Origin of the sequence: Trichodesmium erythraeum IMS101 (assembly GCF_000014265.1) — a bacterium.
Classification (GTDB): Bacteria; Cyanobacteriota; Cyanobacteriia; order Cyanobacteriales; family Microcoleaceae; genus Trichodesmium; species Trichodesmium erythraeum.
The window spans coordinates 5,978,966-6,001,654 of the sequence record NC_008312.1; the positions used below are offsets into that span (position 1 = coordinate 5,978,966).

Here is a 22,689-nt window from a genome sequence, read left to right on the forward strand (position 1 = left end):
GTTTACCTAATGTTAGGGCATTTTTGGGATTTTTTAGAGCAAAATACTCTGTTATTTTTTCCCATTTATTATATAACATAAAACTATTTTATTGTCAACTATAAAAAGGGATATTTTTGAGTATAATTTAATTAGGAATTATCAGGGGTAATTAGGAATGATTATATCTCTAATTTTTGGGCAATAATCAACAGAATATGGTTGAGAAGTTTGGATTAAAAATGCTTGAGAAAAGACAGAATGGGTAGATGGGAAGTTATTAGATAAAAATGGTATGCTTTTTAAGCATGGTCTGATTCAAAGAAATGTTTATTTTTATTGGAGAGGTTATCAATATTCTAGTGGGGAAGGTGGAAAGGTTGATGCTGATGTATTTTGTCTTACAAACAAGCAAGGTGGTTATTCTGATGTGGCTTATCTTACTTGGAAATTGGATACAAATTTTGGCAATGAAAAAGTTTTGCCTCAAGGTTTTCCTTTAAGTGCTGAGGTTGTTTATCCAACAGATTTGGCTGAGGATGTTATTGCTAAAGCACAATAATATTTGGAGTCTGGAGGGAAAGAAGTTTGGTTAGTATTTCCTGAGAATAAATCGGTAATTGTTGTGACTTTAGAATCAAATATTATTTTTATTTCTGGGCAGGTTGTTAATACTCAAAAAGTTTTAGGTGGTTTTAGTATTCTGGTAGATGAGTTATTAGTTTAATGGCAATTATTTTTGTATTCTGACTGGGAGAATTTACAGTTTATTCTCTTTTGGTAAGGTAATTTTTTCAAGAATAGATAGGGAGGTTGCATACAAGGTTCCGGCGGAGGAAAAAAGGAATTTACTCACCTTAACCCTGACTGTGGAGGAGAAAGGTCCGTAGTCGGATATTTTGTTCTTTGATTTTTCTGCATCGGTTCATGAAATATAGAAACATTTTCCATTTTTTTGGGGTCATAATGGTGGGTGATGGTGGATTATTAAATACTTTTGATAGTCAGTAATTAATGTTGTCTAATCATACATCCAGTCTCTATTATATTCCAACTCCTTCAATACTTCAGAAGTAAAGGGATTTTCTCCTTTTTTCAAAGTCTCTATCCAACCCTCAACTTTTGCTTTTTCATCCTCATCTTTGGTAGTATCTACTAATACTTGAAAATCCTCAATTGCTCCCTGATAATTTCCTGTTAATGTTCTTGCTAAACCTCGATAATTCCGGATTTTTCTATCATTTGGTTTCAATTTAACAGCTTTTTCACAGGCAAACATAACATCTTGATCCTGATTATTTAAGCTGCCAAACAAACATAATTCTCCCCAATTTTCCACATCTATTTCGACATCTGAATCTAATTTTTGTGCTTGATTATAAAGATTAATTGTTTGTTCTATTTTTCCCTCTTTTGCTAATTTTTTACCTTCTTTTACTTTGGCAGAAGCAGCAATTTTGTTTGCTACAAGTTGGGGGTCTGTTTCTCTAGTTTCTGTATCAGGATCGAGGTCAATTTCTGGTGATAATTTTTGGGCTTCTTTAAACAGAGAAATTGCCTCTTCTATTTTTCCCTCTATTGCTAATTTTTTACCTTATTTTAATTTGGCAGAAGCAGCAAGTTTATTTGCTACAAGTTGGGGGTCTGTTTCTCTAGTTTCTGTATCAGGATCGAGGTCAATTTCTGGTTCCAATTCTAGAGCTTTTTTGAAGATAGAAATTGCCTGTTTGATTTTCGGTTTTTCCCCTGTTTTTGCAAGATTTTTAGCTTCTGCAATTAAACTAGGATGAACGGGAATATTTTTGCAAGTTTTCTGATATGTCTCCAAGTCGCTGTTGATATACTGCTGCCACTCCTCTGCTGTTAAATTCCGACTCAGACGGCGACAACCTTCTTGAATTAAGCCTTTTGGTGTTGTCCAATGGAGGCGGGCGGTTTTGTCAGAACTTGCAGTTGCAATGGTTTTGCCGTCGGGGCTAAAGGCTACTGCATTTACCGAGGACTGGTGGTTGAGAGTAGCTAATACTTTGCCATTCTCAGTATCCCAGAGGCGGGCGGTTTTGTCATAACTTGCAGTTGCAATGGTTTTGCCGTCGGGGCTAAAGGCTACTGCATTTACCGAGGACTGGTGGTTGAGAGTAGCTAATACTTTGCCATTCTCAGTATCCCAGAGGCGGGCGGTTTTGTCATAACTTGCAGTTGCAATGGTTTTGCCGTCGGGGCTAAAGGCTACTGCAAATACCCTGGACTGGTGGTTGAGAGTAGCTAATACTTTGCCATTCTCAGTATCCCAGAGGCGGGCGGTTTTGTCAGAAGTTGCAGTAGCAATGGTTTTGCCGTCGGGGCTAAAGGCTACTGCATTTATATCGAGCTGGTGGTTGAGAGTAGCTAATACTTTGCCATTCTCAGTATCCCAGAGGCGGGCGGTTTTGTCTCTACTTGCAGTAGCAATGGTTTTGCCGTCGGGGCTAAAGGCTACTGCTATTACCCAGTCCTGGTGGTTGAGAGTAGCTAATTCTTTGCGAGTCTTAGTATCCCAGAGGCGGGCGGTATTGTCATAACTTGCAGTTGCAATGGTTTTGCCGTCGGGGCTAAAGGCTACTGCTCTTACCCAGTCCTGGTGGTTGAGAGTAGCTAATTCAAAGCCATTCTCAGTATCCCAGAGGCGGGCGGTTTTGTCTAAACTTGCAGTTGCAATGGTTTTGCCGTCGGGGCTAAAGGCTACTGCCCATACCCTGTCCTGGTGGTTGAGAGTAGCTAATTCTTTGCCATTCTCAGTATCCCAGAGGCGGGCGGTATTGTCTCTACTTGCAGTAGCAATGGTTTTGCCGTCGGGGCTAAAGGCTACTGCATTTACCGAGGACTGGTGGTTGAGAGTAGCTAATTCTTTGCCATTCTCAGTATCCCAGAGGCGGGCGGTTTTGTCATCACTTGCAGTAGCAATGGTTTTGCCGTCGGGGCTAAAGGCTACTGCCCATACCCTGTCCTGGTGGTTGAGAGTAGCTAATTCAAAGCCATTCTCAGTATCCCAGAGGCGGGCGGTATTGTCAGAACTTGCAGTAGCAATGGTTTTGCCGTCGGGGCTAAAGGCTACTGCATTTACCCAGAACTGGTGGTTGAGAGTAGCTAATTCTTTGCCATTCTCAGTATCCCAGAGGCGGGCGGTTTTGTCATAACTTGCAGTTGCAATGGTTTTGCCGTCGGGGCTAAAGGCTACTGCTCTTACCCTGGACTGGTGGTTGAGAGTAGCTAATACATTGCCATTCTCAGTATCCCAGAGGCGGGCGGTTTTGTCAGAAGTTGCAGTAGCAATGGTTTTGCCGTCGGGGCTAAAGGCTACTGCTCTTACCGAGTCCTGGTGGTTGAGAGTAGCTAATTCTTTGCCATTCTCAGTATCCCAGAGGCGGGCGGTTTTGTCATTACTTGCAGTAGCAATGGTTTTGCCGTCGGGGCTAAAGGCTACTGCTCTTACCGAGTCCTGGTGGTTGAGAGTAGCTAATTCTTTGCCATTCTCAGTATCCCAGAGGCGGGCGGTTTTGTCAGAACTTGCAGTTGCAATGGTTTTGCCGTCGGGGCTAAAGGCTACTGCTCTTACCCTGGACTGGTGGTTGAGAGTAGCTAATACATTGCCATTCTCAGTATCCCAGAGGCGGGCGGTATTGTCATAACTTGCAGTTGCAATGGTTTTGCCGTCGGGGCTAAAGGCTACTGCTATTACCCTGTCCTGGTGGTTGAGAGTATGGAGATGATCAGGCAGTTGAGTTAACCCTTTGCGAATAGCTCCATCAGCGGCATTTTGAGGTATATCTGAGAACTGACTCCCTAAAAATTTCCTAACCACTTTTCGCCACCCAGAGTCTTGCCATTCTTTAAATTCTTGAATTCTGTTCATTGACTGGACTCCCAACAAAACAGTTGTGTCATAACTGTTATAAGTTGTCAATAATTCTGCTTTTGCCGCTAACTGACGGGTAAAGAATATTTCACTATTATGTTTAGCTATGTTTTGCTGCATCCAAGCATAACCAGATACCCCAGTCATTAAAACCAAAGAAACACCCAAAATTTGATTCCGTCTTTGAGCTAATTTTCTAGCTTTCTTTTCTTGCTCTAACTCCCTTTCTTTACGTTCCTTTTCTTCCTTTTCCTCACGAATTCTCAACTCCTGACTCGCCTCAATAAATTCATAAGCCAACCCATCCAACAAACCCATATCCCCATACTTTGTCACATATTCTTCTGCCTTAGTTAACTGAGTTTCTCGTAATAACAAACCCTCATTTTTTCCATCCTTTTCCCACCCAGCCGCATCAGCCTCAATTTTCCTTTCCACCGGCAAAGCCTCTTGATATTCCTCCACCCATTTCCTCAAAGTTTTCCAACTTCTAATTAAGTCCTCATGAATAATATCTAATAATGTTCCTGCCTCTGACTTATCCTTAGTAATTAATCGATTATTTGGGTCAGCCAAATTATCACTAACCTCCAATAAAAGCTCTAAAGTATGTTCTTTATTAGGCAACTTTTCCAAAATTACTCGCCGCCGAGTATCCGTTACCTTGAGAAAATTAACTGACCGTTCCCCAGGCTGAACTAACTCTAAAAATATCCTCTTGGCAACCGACTTTTTCTCTTTATTCAAACTCTCATAAACTGCATCAGCTTGCTTCGTCAAAGTACCCTGAATTCCACCCAACTTTTCATAACTTGCCAGAGTTAAATATTGACTTTTATCCTCCCCTTGAGTAGCAGATTTCCACAGAGCATCCAAAGTATATTGTAACAGAGGTAAACTACCAGGATTACGCAAAAAATCTGCTGCCATTTGAGCAACTAACTTAGGTTCTACTCCCATTCCCACTAATTCCGCCGGCTTCTTAATTGCTTCCTCTATCTCATCCTTTTCCAAAGGAGTTACTAATAATTGATGCTCCTTAATTTCTGTTGCCAACCCAGAATATTTTGAACATTGGTCAAGAAAATCTGCCCGCATTCCTAAGACCAAACAAAACTTATTTTTAGTTTTTTCATTTGCCAAAACAGACAAAAAACAATCAAAAAATTCCCGTCGTTTTTCATCAGTTTCACAGAGAGTAAAAGACTCCTCAAATTGGTCAATTACCATCAAGACTTTTTCCGCCTTTACTTCATTAATAAAATCGATCAGTTTTTCCGTTAAATTCTCTATTTTTTCACTCTTTATATTAACTGCCTTTTGCAGACTTTCCAGAGGAGAAGAACTCGGAGTAAAAGGCTTAATATATAACCATCTGTCACTTCCAGATATTTTCTGCCCCCGCTTCAATTGATATAACAAACCCGCCCGTAACAAAGAAGACTTTCCACTACCCGAAGCCCCCAAAACCGCCACAAAATTATTAGTTCTAACTCGGTCAATTAACTCATCAGTCAACTGAGTTCTACCATAAAAAAATACCCCATCTTTTTCCTGTTCAGTAAAATAAGATAAAGCCCGATAAGGAGGAGTTTTTTTCCAACGTCCGTCTAGAGATTTAGTCTGAGTATTAGTAGTCAGAATAATCGCATCTCCTGAATTATGAAAAACAGGAGATTGAGAAATATTCAGCATATTATTCTTAATAGAATCTGCCAAAATATAGTTAGTAACCCAACCATCAATAGAACTTTCTGGATTTAAACCTTTAAGTAAATTAGCCGTAAAAACACCATGTTTTCCATCTATTTCTGACACACTTTTTTCAAAAGAACGAGAAGAAGTAATAAAACAGCGACTTACTTCTTTTCCAGTACCAGGGTCAGCCTCTTGAGAATTTAATAATTCCCCACCAAAACAACAGTCTAACCAAACAATTTGTTTTTTCACCGGACTTTGGCGTAATAAATCTTTCAACCAACTTAAAGATATGCCATAAATATCCCTTTTTAATTGCACATCACTAGTTACTAAAAATCCTTCTCTAACACCCCCTTCTGTTGTTACAAAACCATGACCAGCAAAAAAGAATAAAGCCACATCAGGAATTTCATTTTTTGAGATAGGATTAAATAAATTACTAACTTTTATTTTGAGGTTTTTCCTATAAACAAAGCCATCAGATATAAATCTTTCCCTACCAGTTTCATCATAATCTTTTGGCAAACCTTGAACATGAAAATTGCCATACTTTTCCAACATTTCAGCAATAGCTTCAGCATCTTTAACTGGAGCTTTAAGGTTTAAACCAGGTTCAAATACATGTTCATTAATTCCAACAACTAAAGCTTCTATACGCATAGTTAAAACTGTTTAGTAGTAATACTTTTCTATTAGTACTTAGACATTTTCTGACAGAAGAAATGCATAAAAGTCCATTTAAACAAGGGAATTACAGCCATTCACCTGATTATGAGGTACACCCACGGGAGCTTGATCCTAGCACTACATAATTTTTACAATTTACCCTGTACCTTATACATCCGAAATCTGCTGTATGTCGACGTCCTCAAGGCTAGGGCTAGAACCTCGGCAGCCAGACTTAGACATTTTTGAAGCCCAAAGCTTTTACTAGTCTATATTTAAGCCGATTTTTTTTCCCCAGACTTTGTTGAAGTCTCACTATTAATAATAAAACCTACGCAAGTTCACTTAGGTCCGCTATGTTTAGAGCTGAATAGCATTCCTCCTCACCGTCAGGACCTGCCCGGGGGTAAGTACTGAATAATCAAAATTTTAGGTTACAATAGTTGACAACTATTCAAGTGTATTTTACATTTTTTATTTTGTAAAGATAATTTAGGATCAGCCTCTCAACATCTTAGGTTTGAAAAGGCGGAGTTAGAGACAGAATTATTTTGATAATTAAGCAACTCCAAACTTAGAAATATTAGCTTGAATAGGGAAAAAAATAATTGATAAAAGGATAACTAACATGAACAATTCTATGGACAAATTCTTATTATCTTTAATGTATGCAATCAAAGAATTAGAAACCCCTTTAACTTCAGAGGAAAAAAAACAACTCAAAAGTGCTGGTAAACAATTAGAGACTGACCCCACAGCTTGGGAAACTTATACTAAACCCATGTTAAAAGAAGTAATTAGCAAGAACTCATCTCTGAATAAAATCTTTCAAAATATTCATTCAAACCTCGAAAAAATCAGCGATAATTCTCAATATTTTATCCAACCCACCGAAGATTTAGTAACAGTTACCCCAAGGGAAAGTTCATTAGAAGAACGCCCACTTATTAAACCGGATCCTGAAGAGGAAGATAATTATGAACTTCTCAATATGTCTATTCAGGTTTTACAATTTCCAGAGCCACAAGAAAAAGTAAAAAAAATTAGTAAGCTTGAGAAATTCTGGAATTTGATTTCTCAAAATAATTCCGACAAGAAATAAAATAAAGCTTCAAATATTAGGAGTCATCTCATTTTTTTTAAGCCTTGATTTAGGGTGGGTTTCAGCTATCTAAAAAACCAGAGACAATTCTATTAACTAAGACAATTTGATAGATTTTCTAACCCGCCATTATTTGCCTTCAACTTCTGGAAAAATAACATTCTGGAAAAACAATATTCTGGAAAAATAACATTCTGGAAAAATAACATTCTGGAAAAACAATATTCTGGAAAAATAACATTCTGGAAAAACAATATTCTGGAAAAATAAGATTCTGGAAAAACAATATTCTGGAAAAATAAGATTCTGGAAAAATAATATTTAGGTATTATCGATAAGACAATTTGATAGATTTTCTAACCCGCCATTATTTGCCTTCAAATTCTGGAAAAATAAGATTCTGGAAAAATAAGATTCTGGAAAAACAACATTCTGGAAAAACAATATTCTGGAAAAACAATATTCTGGAAAAATAACATTCTGGAAAAACAATATTCTGGAAAAACAACATTCTGGAAAAATAAGATTCTGGAAAAACAATATTCCGGAAAAATAATATTCTGGAAAAATAATATTTAGGCATTATCGATCAGACAATTTGATAGATTTTCTAACCCGCCATTATTTGCCTTCAAATTCTGGAAAAATAAGATTCTGGAAAAACAACATTCTGGAAAAATAAGATTCTGGAAAAACAATATTCTGGAAAAATAATATTCTGGAAAAATAATATTTAGGCATTATCGATCAGACAATTTGATAGATTTTCTAACCCGCCATTATTTGCCTTCAAATTCTGGAAAAATAAGATTCTGGAAAAACAACATTCTGGAAAAATAAGATTCTGGAAAAACAATATTCTGGAAAAATAATATTCTGGAAAAATAATATTTAGGCATTATCGATCAGACAATTTGATAGATTTTCTAACCCGCCATTATTTGCCTTCAAATTCTGGAAAAATAAGATTCTGGAAAAACAACATTCTGGAAAAATAATATTCTGGAAAAATAAGATTTAGGCATTATCGATCAGACAATTTGATAGATTTTCTAACCCGCCATTATTTGCCTTCAAATTCTGGAAAAACAATATTCTGGAAAAACAACATTCTGGAAAAATAAGATTCTGGAAAAATAAGATTCTGGAAAAATAAGATTCTGGAAAAATAAGATTCTCGAAAAACAATATTCTGGAAAAATAACATTCTGGAAAAATAAGATTCTGGACAAACAATATTTAGGTATTATCGATAAGACAATTTGATAGATTTTCTAACCCGCCATTATTTGCCTTCAAATTCTGGAAAAATAAGATTCTGGAAAAACAATATTCTGGAAAAACAATATTCTGGAAAAATAAGATTCTGGAAAAATAAGATTCTGGAAAAATAATATTTAGGCATTATCGATCAGACAATTTGATAGATTTTCTAACCCGCCATTATTTGCCTTCAAATTCTGGAAAAACAATATTCTGGAAAAACAACATTCTGGAAAAATAAGATTCTGGAAAAACAATATTCTGGAAAAATAAGATTCTGGAAAAATAAGATTCTGGAAAAACAAGATTCTGGAAAAATAACATTCTGGAAAAATAACATTCTGGAAAAACAATATTCTGGAAAAATAAGATTCTGGAAAAATAAGATTCTGGAAAAATAATATTTAGGTATTATCGAAACGAAAACCCGAAATTTTTCATGGTACTAATTTGATAACAAATATATTTATATTTTCCCTATCGGAAGTAACTATGGTTAGCGATCGCTCTATCAGTTAGTTCTCAGAAAAAAACCGAAATAACTCATTACCACCAGTAGAGTCAGTAACAAAATTAAACTTAGTAATTATGAATTATTTTTCAACTGCCCTAATGCCTGAAAAATCAAGAAATTTTCTCATTTGTTCAAACTTTTTATCTAACCCTTAAATCGTGATTTTTTTTTCTCATTTTTCATAAAACCTACGAACACTTAAAAATCATTAACTTCTCCCTAAAAATCTCTATTTAATAAGAAAATCTTGACTTTTATTGAATAAATTATCAAAACTATAGTGGGCAATATGAAAAAGTTTATACTGATTCACCTTTTCCCCCAAACAAGCAAAGTCATTACCCTGATATTGCTAATCTTACTTCAGAATTAGAGACAGAATTTGGCAATAAAAAAGTCTGACCTCAAAGTTTTCTAATAAACTCTAAAACTATTTATTCTACATATTTAGCTGAAGATACTATTGCCAAAATTTCAAGCTTCCCGCTTTAGTAAGAAATACCGTTTCACTACAAAACACAAAAATGCAGTTTTGCGCCCAAAAAGCCAACTGATAACTGATAGCTGAAATATCTAATAAGACATCAGTGTCACAAAAAATTATACAAATACTTTATTTTATGAATAATCAAATTTTGAAGAAAAAATTACAAGAAAAAATCAAAAATATTCAAACTAGAAATGATGGTTCTCCTGTTACTAACTTGAAGATAGAAAAAACTTTAGAGAAAGAAATTGAGCAGTTAACAAAAGAACTAGAAAATCTAAATCCTCATCCTCAACCTCTCTTATCTGCTCCTAATTTATTAGAGGGAACTTGGCAACTGCAATACTCTACAGCTAGAGAAATTCGTTCTTTAGATTCCCTACCATTAGGATTAAAAGTAGGTAAAATTTATCAAGTAATTAATATTGAAGATAAAGCATTTTTCAACCTAGCTCAAGTAAAATATCCTCTAAAATTAATATCAGGATATGTAAAAGTAACTGCTAGTTTTGAACCTGCTATAAATACACTTGGTTTAGTAGATAAACGTATCAATGTATATTTTGACCAACGTTATTTAGCAATAGAGAAAATTTTAGGTATTGACACCCCTAAACTCAATCCCTTTAAAGTTATAAAAGCTAATAATCCTCAAGGTAGAGTCGCTACACTTGATATTACTTATATAGACGAAAATTTCAGAGTAGGACGTGGGGGAGATGAAAGTTTATTTATTCTCAATAAAGCTAATATTTTATAGTAAGTATTTCAGTTATTAGTTATTAGTTTTTAGTACCTCATTCTGACTGAATTAGGAGTAAATAAAATCATAACCTTTCTTCTTTTTTTATCTCCTTTAAAATCGCTATTTATCTTATTTATTGACTAGTTTTTTTTGATAAAACATCCCTCAGCTAAAGCAGCAAAAATGCAGATAAATTAATATTATAAACGTAATTATTCAGCTAAATTTTTACCATATTCACTTTCCTTACCAACAAAATTTTTGAGTAATACCTAATTATAATTAATTAATTTATTTCCTTTATATTCCATAATTATCATAGGAATTTTGAATATTTTTCTGCCTAATTGAGAGATGCCAAATTTAAACTTTAAAGATTTAGGTGATTCGGCTAAAGAAATAGGAACAAAATCTAAACGACTGTAAAAAGATTCTAATTTTTTACCTAAACATTCCAGATATAAAGGTTTAGTTGCTTGTTCAATCAGATATTTTGCAAGTGTTGTACCTAGCCCACATTTTTGCCAAGATTTTACAACTACTAAACTACCTAATTCTTGTGCATCCTCAAAATTACGCAACTGTCCACAAGCTACTAATTTTCCCTCACATTCAATTAGCAAAAATTGTTCCCAACGTAATTGAGTCGGGTCAAGTTTAGCAGTGAAAACTAACTTACGGATAGACCAGATATCCTTAGCAGATGCAAGTCTTAAATTACAGGAATTTGGCAATACTATTTCTGTCATTTTCAACAAATAAAAATCTTAGATATCTTCATTATAATGAATATAGTTATTTGCTCTACTTTATAAGAAAGATTATATAATCTAAAAAGTTCAGAAATAATAATTAAAAAATATTGATTATGCCTTTTACTCCTATCTCTGAAAACGTAGCAAAAACTAGCCTAAAAAATATTCAACTTATAGCTACTGATATGGATGGTACATTAACAAAAAATGGTAAATTTACCTCTGATCTTTTTCTTGCTTTAGAAAAATTAGCGGCAGCAAAAATTCAGGTATTAGTAATTACAGGTCGTTCTGCTGGTTGGGTGCAAGCAATCAAAAATTATTTACCTATAGTAGGAGCGATCGCTGAAAATGGCGGTCTATTTTATCCTATTCATAGTGAAACACCTCAATTTTTAATTTCCATACCAAATATTACTCTACACCGACAAAATTTAGCCAATATTTTCCAATACTTAAAAAGTCAATTTCCCCTAATTGAACCATCTGTTGATAATCAGTTTAGATTAACAGACTGGACTTTTGATATACAGAATTTGAGTATCTCGGAACTAACAAAAATGGCAGATATTTGTCAAAGCAAAGGTTATGGTTTTACCTATAGCACTGTGCAATGTCATATCAAACCTTTACAGCAAAATAAAGCAAGTGGACTATGCAAAATTATTTCAGAATACTTCCCTAATTTAACAACAGAAAAAGTCATTACGGTTGGTGATAGTCCTAATGATGAAAGTCTATTTGAAGAGAGTAAATTTCCTTTTTCAGTGGGAGTAGCAAATATTCTCGAATATGCCAATAAAATAAATCATCAGCCAGTCTATGTTACTAGTAAAAAAGAAGCAGAAGGTTTTTGTGAATTAGCAGAATTAATATTAAGTATTGATCAACATTAATATCTATATACTATCATATTTTAGGCAAAATATCTATCTAAAATATGGTAAATTATTTTCAATACCAGCCATTAATAAATATTAATATACTTAAAATTATCTGGTTAAAATTATGATTAAAAAGAGCTATAATTACAGAAAAAGGCATCCAGCTTTTGTTGTCAGATTTAATTCTGCTTCTATTAATAAAACTTGATCTAAAACTAAAAACAATAGCCGCATTGTGCAGTTTCTCCCTAGGAGGTTAGCTGATGACTAACGGCTGAATTATTATAAATTAATTATGCTAAAATTAGAATCAACACAAATTAGGATAGTATTAGTAGAAGCCAAAGGGCCACTCAATGTCGGTTCTGTAGCAAGGATTATGAAAAACATGGGCTTAAATCATTTGGTCTTAGTTAATCCTCAATGCGACCCTTATGGAGCAGAAGCCCGACAAATGGCGGTTCATGGGGTAGAAATTTTAGAAAAGGCGACAATCGTTCCCACATTACCAGAAGCTCTAAAAGGATGTCACAGAGCGATCGCCACTACATCCCTAGACCGTTCATTGCCCACCCACCTAGAAAACCCTAAACATTCTCTACCTTGGCTACTGGGATATTCAGGAGCTTTAATATTTGGAAGAGAAGATCGAGGCTTAACTAATGTAGAATTAAATTATGCCCAAAGATTTGTCCGTATTCAATCTGATGACTCCTATCCCTCTCTAAACCTAGCTCAAGCAGTAGCCATATGTTGTTATGAGCTATATCAGGCACAACTTAATCAGGAGAATAATCCTCAAAGCCAAGCAAATCGTGATTTAGAAGCCTCCCTAGATGTTCTAGAAGCATATTATCAGGATTTAGAAACCATATTGTTGAAAATAGGTTATCTTTATCCCCATACAGCATCCAGCAGAATGGAAAAATTTCGCCGTCTATATAACCGCGCCTATCCCTCCACTCAAGAAGTGGCAATGTTACGAGGAATGATTAGACAAATCAATTGGGCACTATCTAATTATGATCATGATGGTACTTAATTTTTATCTTTGGCTATTCATATATTGTCAGGACTGACGCACCCAAACAAGAAAACAGGTTTATTGCCCTGATGATTGTTTTTTGCCCAGTGACCCGAAATTTCCTCCCTCAAAACGGTTTTTGCATAAGTCCTAATTTTCAAAGGTTATTCTTAACTATTTAATTAAGGATATTTTTTGTGCAAATCTGTAACAGAAGTCCATATTTATTCTGTTGGTTTAATTAATTTTGCTATTATCTAAAACGTATTAAGTTAAGAAGAAAAGTCCCAAAATAGCAATAGGTTTAAAAGGATTTTAAGCCTGTTGTTGAAAGTAAGTTACATACTGTACTCAGTATTCTTACGCAAAAGAGGAACTGAGCTGCCAAAACTCTCTGAGATAAATTTGGGTAATATTAATAGAACGGTATAGATACCAAGAACTTAAAATTTATCCATGATTTTACTCCAAAGAGTAGTCAACTAAAGCTAGGCATGTGAGGTCAAGTTATTCTGTTTAAAGCTAGTTTTCTAGTAACTTTAACAAAGAACTTAGTCCTAATAATAAAATAGGTACGCACAATAAATATCCTATTAAAAAAAGCATACTATAGTAAAAAAGACTTGGCAGAGCTTGTAATTAATTTGTGTACTTGCTGATGAGACTAATTCACTATCAAAAAACTCAAAATCTATCATAAATTAATAGAAATAGTTGTCTGGGTTTCCTCTAATTTTTTGGATATCCAATCACAGACAAAATCATTTTTTTTTGAGCTAGCTTTTGAGATTTTTACCCATAGTATAAAACCTCGCCCTTAAGAGTGAGAGCTGATAAAATTATAGTTATATATTAAGGTGTTTGGAGTGGTTCAAAGGTTTCCTAATCCATCAATTCTTTCAGTGGTATCTTCTACTTCTAAGTCCGACTCTCAGTCGCAAAAATCTAGTAGGAGAAAAAATACTAATCAACTGCAACCGCAGCTACCTCTCAGGAAAAAGGGTAATGTAGCTAAGTTTCCACTGCCAGGTGACGAGAGAACATCTCTCAGGCCAGTGCCTCCAAAAAAGAAAACTGTTGTACCTAGAGTTTCAAAACCAGAGATTCCTAAATTTCAATCTCATAGGGCTAGACGTAGCCGAAGAGAGGAACTCGCTAGATTGAGGAAGCTCGCAGAACAACAACCCACATCATCTGTTCAACCTCGTAAACGACCAGAAAAAGCTCAATCTTTTATTTCTGAGTTACTACCATCTAAAAAATCACTAGTTACCAGTCCTAATTATTTCCGTTCCCCTTCTTTGCTGTTATATATAACTCGGATGTTAATCTTAGGTGTAGGAATAGCAGTTATTATGGGAACAGTGCTATCAATATTAAAGCCAGGAAGTAATTATAGTCTGGTATCTCGCGCAGCAGATAATAAGGGACAGATAAATACTGAATGGAAATCTCCCCCAATTGTACCTTTAGTAGTACAACAAACTAGGGAAATTACAGCTTTAAAAACAGAGTTAGATACAATAATCACTAAATTCCCAAGCCTAACACCAGGGGTATTTCTGATTGATACTGATACTGGCGCTTATGTAGATATTAATGGAGATGCTACTATGGCGGCAGCGAGTACGATCAAGTTACCGATATTAGTCGCTTTTTTCCAGGCAGTGGATCAGGGCAGAATCAAATTGAATGATCTGCTAACAATGAAGGAATCTCATGTTGCTGAGGGTTCCGGAAATATGCAGTTTCGTAATCCTGGAAGCAAATATACGGCTTTACAAACTGTAAGAAAGATGATCATTATTAGTGATAATACAGCAACTAATATGTTAATTGAAGAACTGGGAGGAGCTGAAATTTTAAATCAGTCATTTCAGAGCTGGGGTTTAAAGAATACTGTAATTAATAATTCTTTACCAGATTTGTCAGGAACAAATACAACAACTTCCAAGGATTTGATCAATTTAATCTCACAGATAAATCAAGGTGGTTTGGTGTCTTTGAAGTCTCGCGATCGCTTGTTCCGGATCATGGAGAGAACTCAGAACAATTCTTTGCTGCCTAGGGGGGTAGGTAGAGGTTCTGTAGTTGCTCACAAGACAGGTAATCTAAAATCTATGTTGGCAGATGTGGGTATGATTGATTTAGTTAATGGCAGGCGTTATCTATTGGCTGTACTGGTGAAGCGTCCGGATGAGGATCAGGATGCTGTAGATTTAATTCGCAGGGTATCTAAAGAAACTTATAAATATCTTAAATCCTCACAATAGTATTGATTTCAGAACTTACCAGTGATACTCATTCTGAATCCGGTTTATAGATATGGGGTGTGATGTTTAGAGAGGATTTTGAAAAAGAACATACATTAACAACCGGATTTAGTATGATAATAGTGGCAAGTTCTTGAGTGCCCAAAAACTTTAGACTATAGAAGCTTGATGGTATTTTTTAGCCCTTAAATCCTGAAAAGTTTATAGATTAAGTTTTTGGGCGTTTTCAATTTTCCCACACCCAGCAACTCTAATATAATTAGCAGATGTATTCAAAAAAAAACAGTTAAAAAGTCTCTTGATAGGCGGGGGAAACTTTAAGATCAAATCCGGTTGGATAGTTATTCTATAGTTGGAGGTGGAGAGGTGGGGAATAAGGGAATAATTATAGAGTCATGACTTATTCATTACAGTTATATATAATGTATTTGTGGTAAGAATTTCAGATTTTAAAACTACAATTAGTGCCTTAAGTTCTGAAAATTATAAACATATACTATGTAACCGGATTTTATATAAACCTAATTTTTCTCTATTCTGATATTTTCCAGAATAATTGTTCTGAATTAACATTGAAAATCCTAGGCACAAGTTTATAGAAACTCAAATCCTATCTTTTATTTGTCAGGCTTAAGTTTTTTTAGGAGTCAGGAGTAGGCAGTAATAGAAAGCTCAAAGTAAGATTTTAAAAATTCAAAAATTCAAAAATTCAAAAGTTAAAAATCTTAAAGCGCTCAGTAATTTTACCAAATTATTTCACATATATTTTTAAACTATTTTTAAACTATTTTTAAGATTCTTTTTTTTTTCATCCTTGGTATCATACAGTTCTCAAACGGGTTTTATATGGTTTAGACCTGAGTAATATTGAATCTGGTTAAAAAACTTCACGATTAACCTAGCTAAAATCCTGATAAATAGTATTAAATTTTCATTATTGTTAAGCTAGTCTCTTAGAACTACTTTACAAATTATACTTTACTAGAAATAAGCTGTATATAGTGTAAATCAATAATTAATCACACTAAATATAGAGAAAAACTGGATTAAGTTTACAATTGAAAAATCAATAGTTTATATTGATACATAGAACTATAAGAACAATAGTTATTATTTTGTGTTAATGTAAAATGTGAAAAATCAACTAAAAAAAAGTAAGAAAATGAATATAGCAGTTGTTTAAAACAACGAAAAAAAGACAGCAAAAACCAAGGAGTCTATTTCACAAAGAATAATTTTTGAGGATTTCACGATTTTTATATTACCTAAATATGAAAGCTTCAAAAATAGTGGGATAGGTTTAAGAAAAGTCTACATCAACTAAATAATAATCACTCAGTAAGAAATTATCGCTAAATTCGACAAATATCACCACTATAGCAAAATGATTCCTCAAAAACTACAACTCAAAAATTTTCTCAGCTATCACCAAGCGACTTTAGATTTCACAGGTCTGCACACTGCCTGCATTTGCGGACCTAACGGTGCTGGAAAATCTTCCCTACTAGAAGCGATCGCTTGGGCAATATGGGGAAATAGTCGGGCTGCCACTGAAGATGATATTATCAGTCTGGGAGAAAAAGAAACACGGGTAGACTTTACATTCTCCACTCACGGTAATATTTACCGTGTTATTCGTGGTCGTCGTCGCGGTCAGTCACCCACCCTAGAATTTCAAGTTAATACAGGTTCACAGTTTAAAAGTCTAACTCAAAAAGGTGTCCGAGCAACCCAACAAAGCATTATCGAATATATCAAGCTTGACTATGAGACATTCGTAAATTCAGCATATTTACGTCAAGGTAGGGCAGATGAGTTTATGCTTAAACGCCCAAATGAACGAAAAGAAATTTTGGCAAGTCTCCTAAAACTTGACCAATATGACACCCTGGGAGAAAAAGCAAAAGATATTGCTCGGCAGTTTAAAGCAAAAGTCGAAATACTTGAACAAAGTCTAGAAGCGAACGAAAAACAGCTAGAACAGAAAGAAGCGATCGCTCAACAACAAAATAACCTGAAAGCAATTTTAGCTCAACTGCAACAAAAACAAGAAACTGACAGACAACAACTCAAAGAACTTCAAACCAAACAACATGAGCGCCAAACCTGGCAAAAATTACTGCAAGGTCAACAACAACAATATGACAAACTTGTGCAAGAATGTTCTCGTCTCAAACAGGAACTAAAAGCTACTCAACAACAACAAGATGAACTTATAGCAGTATTGCAACAAGAAAATGAAATCAATGCTGGATATGTTCATTTCCAAAACTTGCAAGCTACTGAAGAAAGTTTATCTGCTAAGTTCAAAAAACACCAGAATGCTCTCAAGCAAAGTCAACAACTCCAGGAAAAACAACGGCAAGAACTCCAGAAATTAGAAAACAACATTCAGCAATTTCGAGGGCAGTTAAATTCCCTCAAAGAGCAGGAACAAGAAAATCTAAATGTTCTAAGTAAGCGTACCGATATTGAAACGGCTTTAGCAGAACTACAAGCAGCAAGGGTCAAATTAAATGAGCTGGATAAGTTACAAGTAGAAGTTACTCCTCTGGTGCAACAACGCCAGAAATTACAAACCGAACTCGAAAAGAGGCAGGCACGTTTGAGCGTAAGGTTGGAAGAACTTAATTCTCGAGTTTGTCAACTACGACAAACTCAACAGCAAAAGCAACCACAACTACAGGCAACTTTGCAGGAGGTTGTAGCAGAAATTGCTGTACTGGATAATAAGCGGGTTTATCAAGAACGGGTCAGGGAAAAAGGGCAGGAAAGACATCAGTTTCTGGAACGTTTAATTGGCAATAAAAAAGATTATGAAACCAGACTGGCAGAGTTGGGGCAAAAGTTACAGTTATTAAATATAGGTAGTAATAATGGTAAAGTAGAAGTTAAAGAATATCCACCTTGTCCTTTATGCGATCGCCCCTTGGATGAACATCACTGGCATTTGGTGGTAGATAAACATCAAACTCAGCAAAAGGAAATTAGAGATCTGTTGTGGGTGACACGGGAGCAACTGACTATTTCTGAACGAGAAATTCAGGTTTTAAGAACAGAATATCGGCAAATAGACGAGGAGTTAGGTAAATATGATCAGTTGCGGGAGAGCCGGGGTGGTTTACAGGTACAGTTGGATAATATTAAACAGGATGAAAGTTTGGTGCAAGAATTAGTAGAGGAAGTGGCAAAAGTTGAGCGATCGCTACATACGGGTGATTTTGCTGTGAATTTATATGCTGAACTTAGCACTTTAGAGCAGCAAATTCAACAATTTAATTATGATGAGCGCAGTCATAGTTTAGCGAGGGAAGAGGAAAAAAAATTAAGATGGGCAGAAATTAAGTATGGGCAAATTAAAGATGCAGAGATAAAGTTAGGAAAAGTTCGCGCTCTGATGCCAGAAATTGAAGAAAAAATAGTTGGCTTAAAACAAGATTTGGAGCTACAAAAACAAAGTTCTCAAATACAACAAGAAATTGTGGTTATTGAGAGAGAAATTGCTGAAATTGGGTATGATTTAGAGTTACATAATAATGTGAGATTGGAGTTGAGAAAAGCACAGTTTTGGCTAACTAAAATTGAAAAATTACGTCAAGCTCATAAACAATATCCTTACTTAATTGAAAGGATAAATGAGTTAAAGGCAGTTATAGAAAATCGACAGCAAGATTTAACAGATATTAAAAGTCAAGTTTCTATTTTAAATCAACAGTTAGAAAAAACTCCAGAGTTGGATGAAAAAATTATCTATTTAGACAAAAAAATTCAAGTTCGTCGCCAGGAATTAGATGAAACATTGGGAAGTTTAGGCTCATTGGAACAGCAGTTAAAACATTTAGAAAATTTGCAACTTCAAAACGGTAAACAATTAGAAGAATTACAAACTACGAAACGGCAATATAGAGTTTATCAGGAGTTAAGTTTAGCTTTTGGGAAAAAGGGAATTCAGGCATTAATGATTGAAAATATTTTGCCTCAGTTAGAGGCAGAAACTAATCAAATTTTGGCGAGATTAAGTGCGAATCAACTGCATATTCAATTTGTGACGCAAAAAGCTACAAAAGGAAGTAAGAAAAATGCTAGATGGATAGATACATTAGATATTTTAATTGCAGATGCCAAAGGAACAAGACCTTATGAAACTTATTCGGGAGGAGAAGCTTTTAGAGTTAATTTTGCAATTCGTTTAGCTTTATCAAAATTGTTGGCACAACGTTCAGGCACTGCTTTACAAATGTTGATTATTGATGAAGGTTTTGGAACTCAAGATGCTGAAGGATGTGACAGATTAATTGCGGCTATTAATGCTATTGCTACTGATTTTTCTTGTATTTTAACAGTGACTCATATTCCTCATTTTAAAGAGGCTTTTCAGGCTAGAATTGAGGTGAGTAAAACTGCCCAAGGTTCACAAATTATTTTGTCTGTATGATTCATCCTAAATTATGATTAGGGATAAAAAAATCATCATACTTCCCAATGGAAATATAAATGAAAATATCAACATTATGAATTATCTTACCAATTTCATCTATTCAATTTTATCTATGATAGCCCTATCAGATAATTTTGCAAGGAGACTCCCGCGATAATCTTTGATTTAGCCGTCAGATAAATTACAAAAAGTAGTTCACAACTACTAACATATTTACCTTTCTTTTCTGTCAGCCAATTTTGTCAAAAATCACCCTTCGGCAACTCATTTTTCACAATAATTTATGTAAGAATTTTGATAGATTCTACTAATTTAAACACGACTTACGCAAAGATATTATATCATCAAAAATTAAGCAAGTCTCCTTCTAAATTTTGGACGATTTCCTATTTCGTAAGTCCTGTTAATAATGGAATTCTAATTCTACTGCTTTAAACTCTAAGTATAAAGTTTTCTGAACTTAATTCAGGAGCTACAGTGGCAAAATCACCACCTGTTCCGAACCCTGAAGCACTACCATTTTGATTGTAGAACAAATTACCAGTTTCTGTGCTGTGAACAATGATAGCTTCTGAACTAGCTGCACTTTCATCTGTTTCTACTACTTCAAACTCTTCAACACGACTAAACCCTGGATTTTTTCTGCTGCTTGAGTCACTTTCAATGGCATCAAAAGTAGATTTATCCAATAGGATAAAGTCTTGATCAACCTTAAAGTCAGTTATGATATCCTTACCCAAGTCTTCTTCATTAAATGGTCGGTTTGTGTTAAAAATGAAGAAATCTATACTGCCACCACCTATAAGCTCGTCGTTTCCTGGTCCACCATTGAGGCGATCGCGACCGATACCACCTTCGAGAGTATCGTCACCCTTTCCCCCCAATAAAATATCGTTACCAGAGCGACCTATTAAATAGTCATCCCCAGATTGTCCGAATATTTTGTCATTGCCTGGACCGCTATTGAGTGTATCGTTACCACCTTTACCTATAATTTTATCATTGCCTGGACCACTATTTAAGGAATCATCATTTTCACTACCTCTCATTATATCATCGCCGCTTTTATCGACTTCTGGTTGTAAGTTTTCGTCGAAAAATAAAGCTCTGTTCTGTGGAAACTTTTCATTCAGTAAGTCGTAGAATGAATTTTTTGTTGTGGGATATGAGTTAGGATCAAAGAAGGTCTCTATATCTAGGTTTGTTAGTTCCGCTAAACCATCTTCATTTCTCCGTTTTGATTCCCCTGCGTAATCAGTGCCTTCGAATAAATTTATAGCAACATCTATCGCATAATCATGCCACTGCTCCTGGGGAACGGGTTGTTCGTAAATCATTATACCATATTGACCCAAATCCTGATAATTAGTAACATTGAGATATAGGTCAAAGTCACCTGCAGGCCAATCATATCCATATAGCGTTTCAGAATGGATAACATAAACATTTTCAGCATCATCCTCAGAAAGCCGAGCATTGGGCTGATCAGGTAAAAAATCACTGAAAGGTTCAACGCCGCCAGGATCCAGGCCAATAATTCGATCCATTTCTACCCTTTGCCCAACTAGTCCAGCAATTTGAGCACCAAGACTGTGACCTACGAATGTTAGCTTTTCAGGATTTACGTTATATCTTGTGATATATTCTACTATATCGTCAGTGATCTTGGAAAGGTTTGCCCGTGCCTCAGCATAATTCAAGGCCAGTGCCTCGAGATTTATATCCAACTTGTAATTTTTTTCAGCCCAATCTACGAAAAGAATATTAGCATTTGGATCGTATTGGCGAATCGCTTTTGATAAGCTTGTTTCCCTGCTTGTTTCCCTCTCACCATTAGAGATGTTGATGTTATTTTCTGGTATCCAACTATTTCCCGCTCCACGAGAGAATCCGTGTGTCACAAAATATGTATTTTGTTCTTGATCAATTCTTCCTAATTTATCTCTTAAGTTATTGATATCAAGCTCACCCTTGTCCAAGACATGAAACCAAGTACCATCAATAATATCATTGCTACCACCAACCAAATCTATTGGAACAACGGTTCCTGGAAAGTTTTCGGTTTCTTTAACATCAAATTTTTTTGTTTCACTAACATCAAACAAGTACGACTCTTCTCCTGATAGTTCTGAAGTATCAAAGTATTTCTGACCATCAGAGATCGTAAAAGATTCTAATCCCCAGCCATCAATATCCAAGCTTTCTAAATCCGATGTTTCATCCCCTTCTAATACCCCATCGAACTTCCCATCGAATATCCCTGCTTTTTCTAACTCCAATAATACAGGACCCAACGTCACATCGCTTTCTGATAGAGGATCAAGCTTCTGACCGTTTTGTAATTTTAGACGAAACTCTACTGCTTCTAAATCGCCAATATTCAATTTTCCCAGATGAAAAGTTCTGTTTTGGTTTTTTTCCCATGGGATATCATCAAAGCTCGTAAGTTCCATATATTCAGTAGTGTTTTGACTACCGAACAGTTTTACCTCTACATCGTTACGTGTCCCACTCAAAGGACTAGACCCCGTTTCTATGTAAATACTGTAAAATTCAGTCATGAGTTTATCCTTAAAACTACTTTTTTACTAGCAAATATAGATATCCTTTTCCTGGCGCCAGATTATAATCAGGAGATTATTGAAGTATACACTTCAAGTAACTAGCGTAGTTACTCAAACTAGCGTAAGAAGAATAACTACAAATTTATTGCAATATACTCAACATTATAATATATTACAATTGATAACAAAAGGTAAGGCTTATTAATAATAACCTCTGGCTTATTAATCTTCGGGAAGGTTTATCCTGGGCTGATGCCTAATATCCAGAATTTACGCAAAATTTTCAGATTAGACAATATCTATAGTAGGGGTAAAAGGTAGTCCACAAACTAAGCACAGGACAAAAATTTTAAAACCCTATAAAAAATTAGCTATTTTGCTAGGTATATCAAAGAATAT

At 35.1% G+C, this 22,689-nt stretch carries 12 protein-coding genes; 8 read left to right on the forward strand and 4 right to left on the reverse strand.

Annotation, left to right across the window (positions count from 1 at the left end):
• Positions 1–274: 274 nt before the first annotated feature.
• Complete coding sequence (locus TERY_RS37425; RefSeq protein ID WP_011613236.1) at positions 275–541, forward strand: hypothetical protein; 267 nt, start codon at positions 275–277, stop codon at positions 539–541.
• A gap of 3 nt (positions 542–544) precedes the next feature.
• Positions 545–706: a hypothetical protein gene (locus TERY_RS37430; protein ID WP_370495830.1), complete on the forward strand. Its 162-nt coding sequence runs from the start codon at positions 545–547 to the stop codon at positions 704–706.
• Between the two features lie 294 nt (positions 707–1,000).
• Here TERY_RS37430 and TERY_RS18595 read toward each other — a convergent pair whose 3' ends face one another.
• Both TERY_RS18595 and TERY_RS18600 read right to left on the reverse strand, forming a co-directional pair.
• A complete protein-coding gene (locus TERY_RS18595) occupies positions 1,001–1,318 on the reverse strand; it encodes a tetratricopeptide repeat protein (RefSeq protein WP_011613237.1) in 318 nt (105 codons plus the stop codon).
• A gap of 255 nt (positions 1,319–1,573) precedes the next feature.
• A complete protein-coding gene (locus tag TERY_RS18600; protein WP_011613238.1) occupies positions 1,574–6,235 on the reverse strand; it encodes an eIF2A-related protein in 4,662 nt (1,553 codons plus the stop codon).
• Between the two features lie 634 nt (positions 6,236–6,869).
• On the opposite strand from TERY_RS18600, the gene TERY_RS18605 reads away from it, so the two are divergent.
• A complete protein-coding gene (locus TERY_RS18605; RefSeq protein ID WP_011613239.1) occupies positions 6,870–7,343 on the forward strand; it encodes a hypothetical protein in 474 nt (157 codons plus the stop codon).
• Between the two features lie 2,397 nt (positions 7,344–9,740).
• A complete protein-coding gene (locus TERY_RS18610; protein WP_011613240.1) occupies positions 9,741–10,367 on the forward strand; it encodes a PAP/fibrillin family protein in 627 nt (208 codons plus the stop codon).
• Positions 10,368–10,624: 257 nt separating this feature from the next.
• On the opposite strand, the gene TERY_RS18615 is transcribed toward TERY_RS18610, so the two are convergent.
• The gene (locus TERY_RS18615; protein ID WP_011613241.1) at positions 10,625–11,101 is read right to left on the reverse strand and encodes a GNAT family N-acetyltransferase; all 477 of its coding nucleotides are present in this window, start codon (positions 11,099–11,101) and stop codon (positions 10,625–10,627) included.
• 119 nt (positions 11,102–11,220) lie between these two features.
• On the opposite strand from TERY_RS18615, the gene TERY_RS18620 reads away from it, so the two are divergent.
• The 4 genes from TERY_RS18620 (at position 11,221) to sbcC (ending at position 19,723) form a co-directional block, all read left to right on the forward strand.
• Positions 11,221–12,003 (forward strand): HAD-IIB family hydrolase, encoded by a 783-nt coding sequence (locus tag TERY_RS18620; protein WP_011613242.1) that lies wholly within the window; start codon positions 11,221–11,223, stop codon positions 12,001–12,003.
• Positions 12,004–12,286: 283 nt separating this feature from the next.
• Positions 12,287–13,033, forward strand: coding sequence for a TrmJ/YjtD family RNA methyltransferase (locus tag TERY_RS18625; RefSeq protein WP_011613243.1), 747 nt, complete (start codon positions 12,287–12,289; stop codon positions 13,031–13,033).
• An 848-nt stretch (positions 13,034–13,881) separates the two neighbouring features.
• Positions 13,882–15,288 (forward strand): serine hydrolase, encoded by a 1,407-nt coding sequence (locus TERY_RS18630; protein WP_011613244.1) that lies wholly within the window; start codon positions 13,882–13,884, stop codon positions 15,286–15,288.
• Between the two features lie 1,384 nt (positions 15,289–16,672).
• The gene (gene sbcC / locus TERY_RS18635) at positions 16,673–19,723 is read left to right on the forward strand and encodes an exonuclease subunit SbcC (RefSeq protein ID WP_011613245.1); all 3,051 of its coding nucleotides are present in this window, start codon (positions 16,673–16,675) and stop codon (positions 19,721–19,723) included.
• A 434-nt stretch (positions 19,724–20,157) separates the two neighbouring features.
• Here the strand turns inward: sbcC and TERY_RS18640 are convergent, their stop codons facing one another.
• Positions 20,158–22,287, reverse strand: coding sequence for a PLAT/LH2 domain-containing protein (locus tag TERY_RS18640; protein ID WP_011613246.1), 2,130 nt, complete (start codon positions 22,285–22,287; stop codon positions 20,158–20,160).
• Between the last annotated feature and the right edge of the window lie 402 nt (positions 22,288–22,689).

Coding starts and splice junctions, on each gene's coding strand:
- TERY_RS37425 (WP_011613236.1), top strand. CDS start 275: ATGCTTTTTAAGCATGGTCTGATTCAAAGAAATGTTTATTTTTATTGG.
- TERY_RS18600 (WP_011613238.1), bottom strand. CDS start 6,235: ATGCGTATAGAAGCTTTAGTTGTTGGAATTAATGAACATGTATTTGAA.
- TERY_RS18605 (WP_011613239.1), top strand. CDS start 6,870: ATGAACAATTCTATGGACAAATTCTTATTATCTTTAATGTATGCAATC.
- TERY_RS18610 (WP_011613240.1), top strand. CDS start 9,741: ATGAATAATCAAATTTTGAAGAAAAAATTACAAGAAAAAATCAAAAAT.
- TERY_RS18615 (WP_011613241.1), bottom strand. CDS start 11,101: ATGACAGAAATAGTATTGCCAAATTCCTGTAATTTAAGACTTGCATCT.
- TERY_RS18620 (WP_011613242.1), top strand. CDS start 11,221: ATGCCTTTTACTCCTATCTCTGAAAACGTAGCAAAAACTAGCCTAAAA.
- TERY_RS18625 (WP_011613243.1), top strand. CDS start 12,287: ATGCTAAAATTAGAATCAACACAAATTAGGATAGTATTAGTAGAAGCC.
- sbcC (WP_011613245.1), top strand. CDS start 16,673: ATGATTCCTCAAAAACTACAACTCAAAAATTTTCTCAGCTATCACCAA.
- TERY_RS18640 (WP_011613246.1), bottom strand. CDS start 22,287: ATGACTGAATTTTACAGTATTTACATAGAAACGGGGTCTAGTCCTTTG.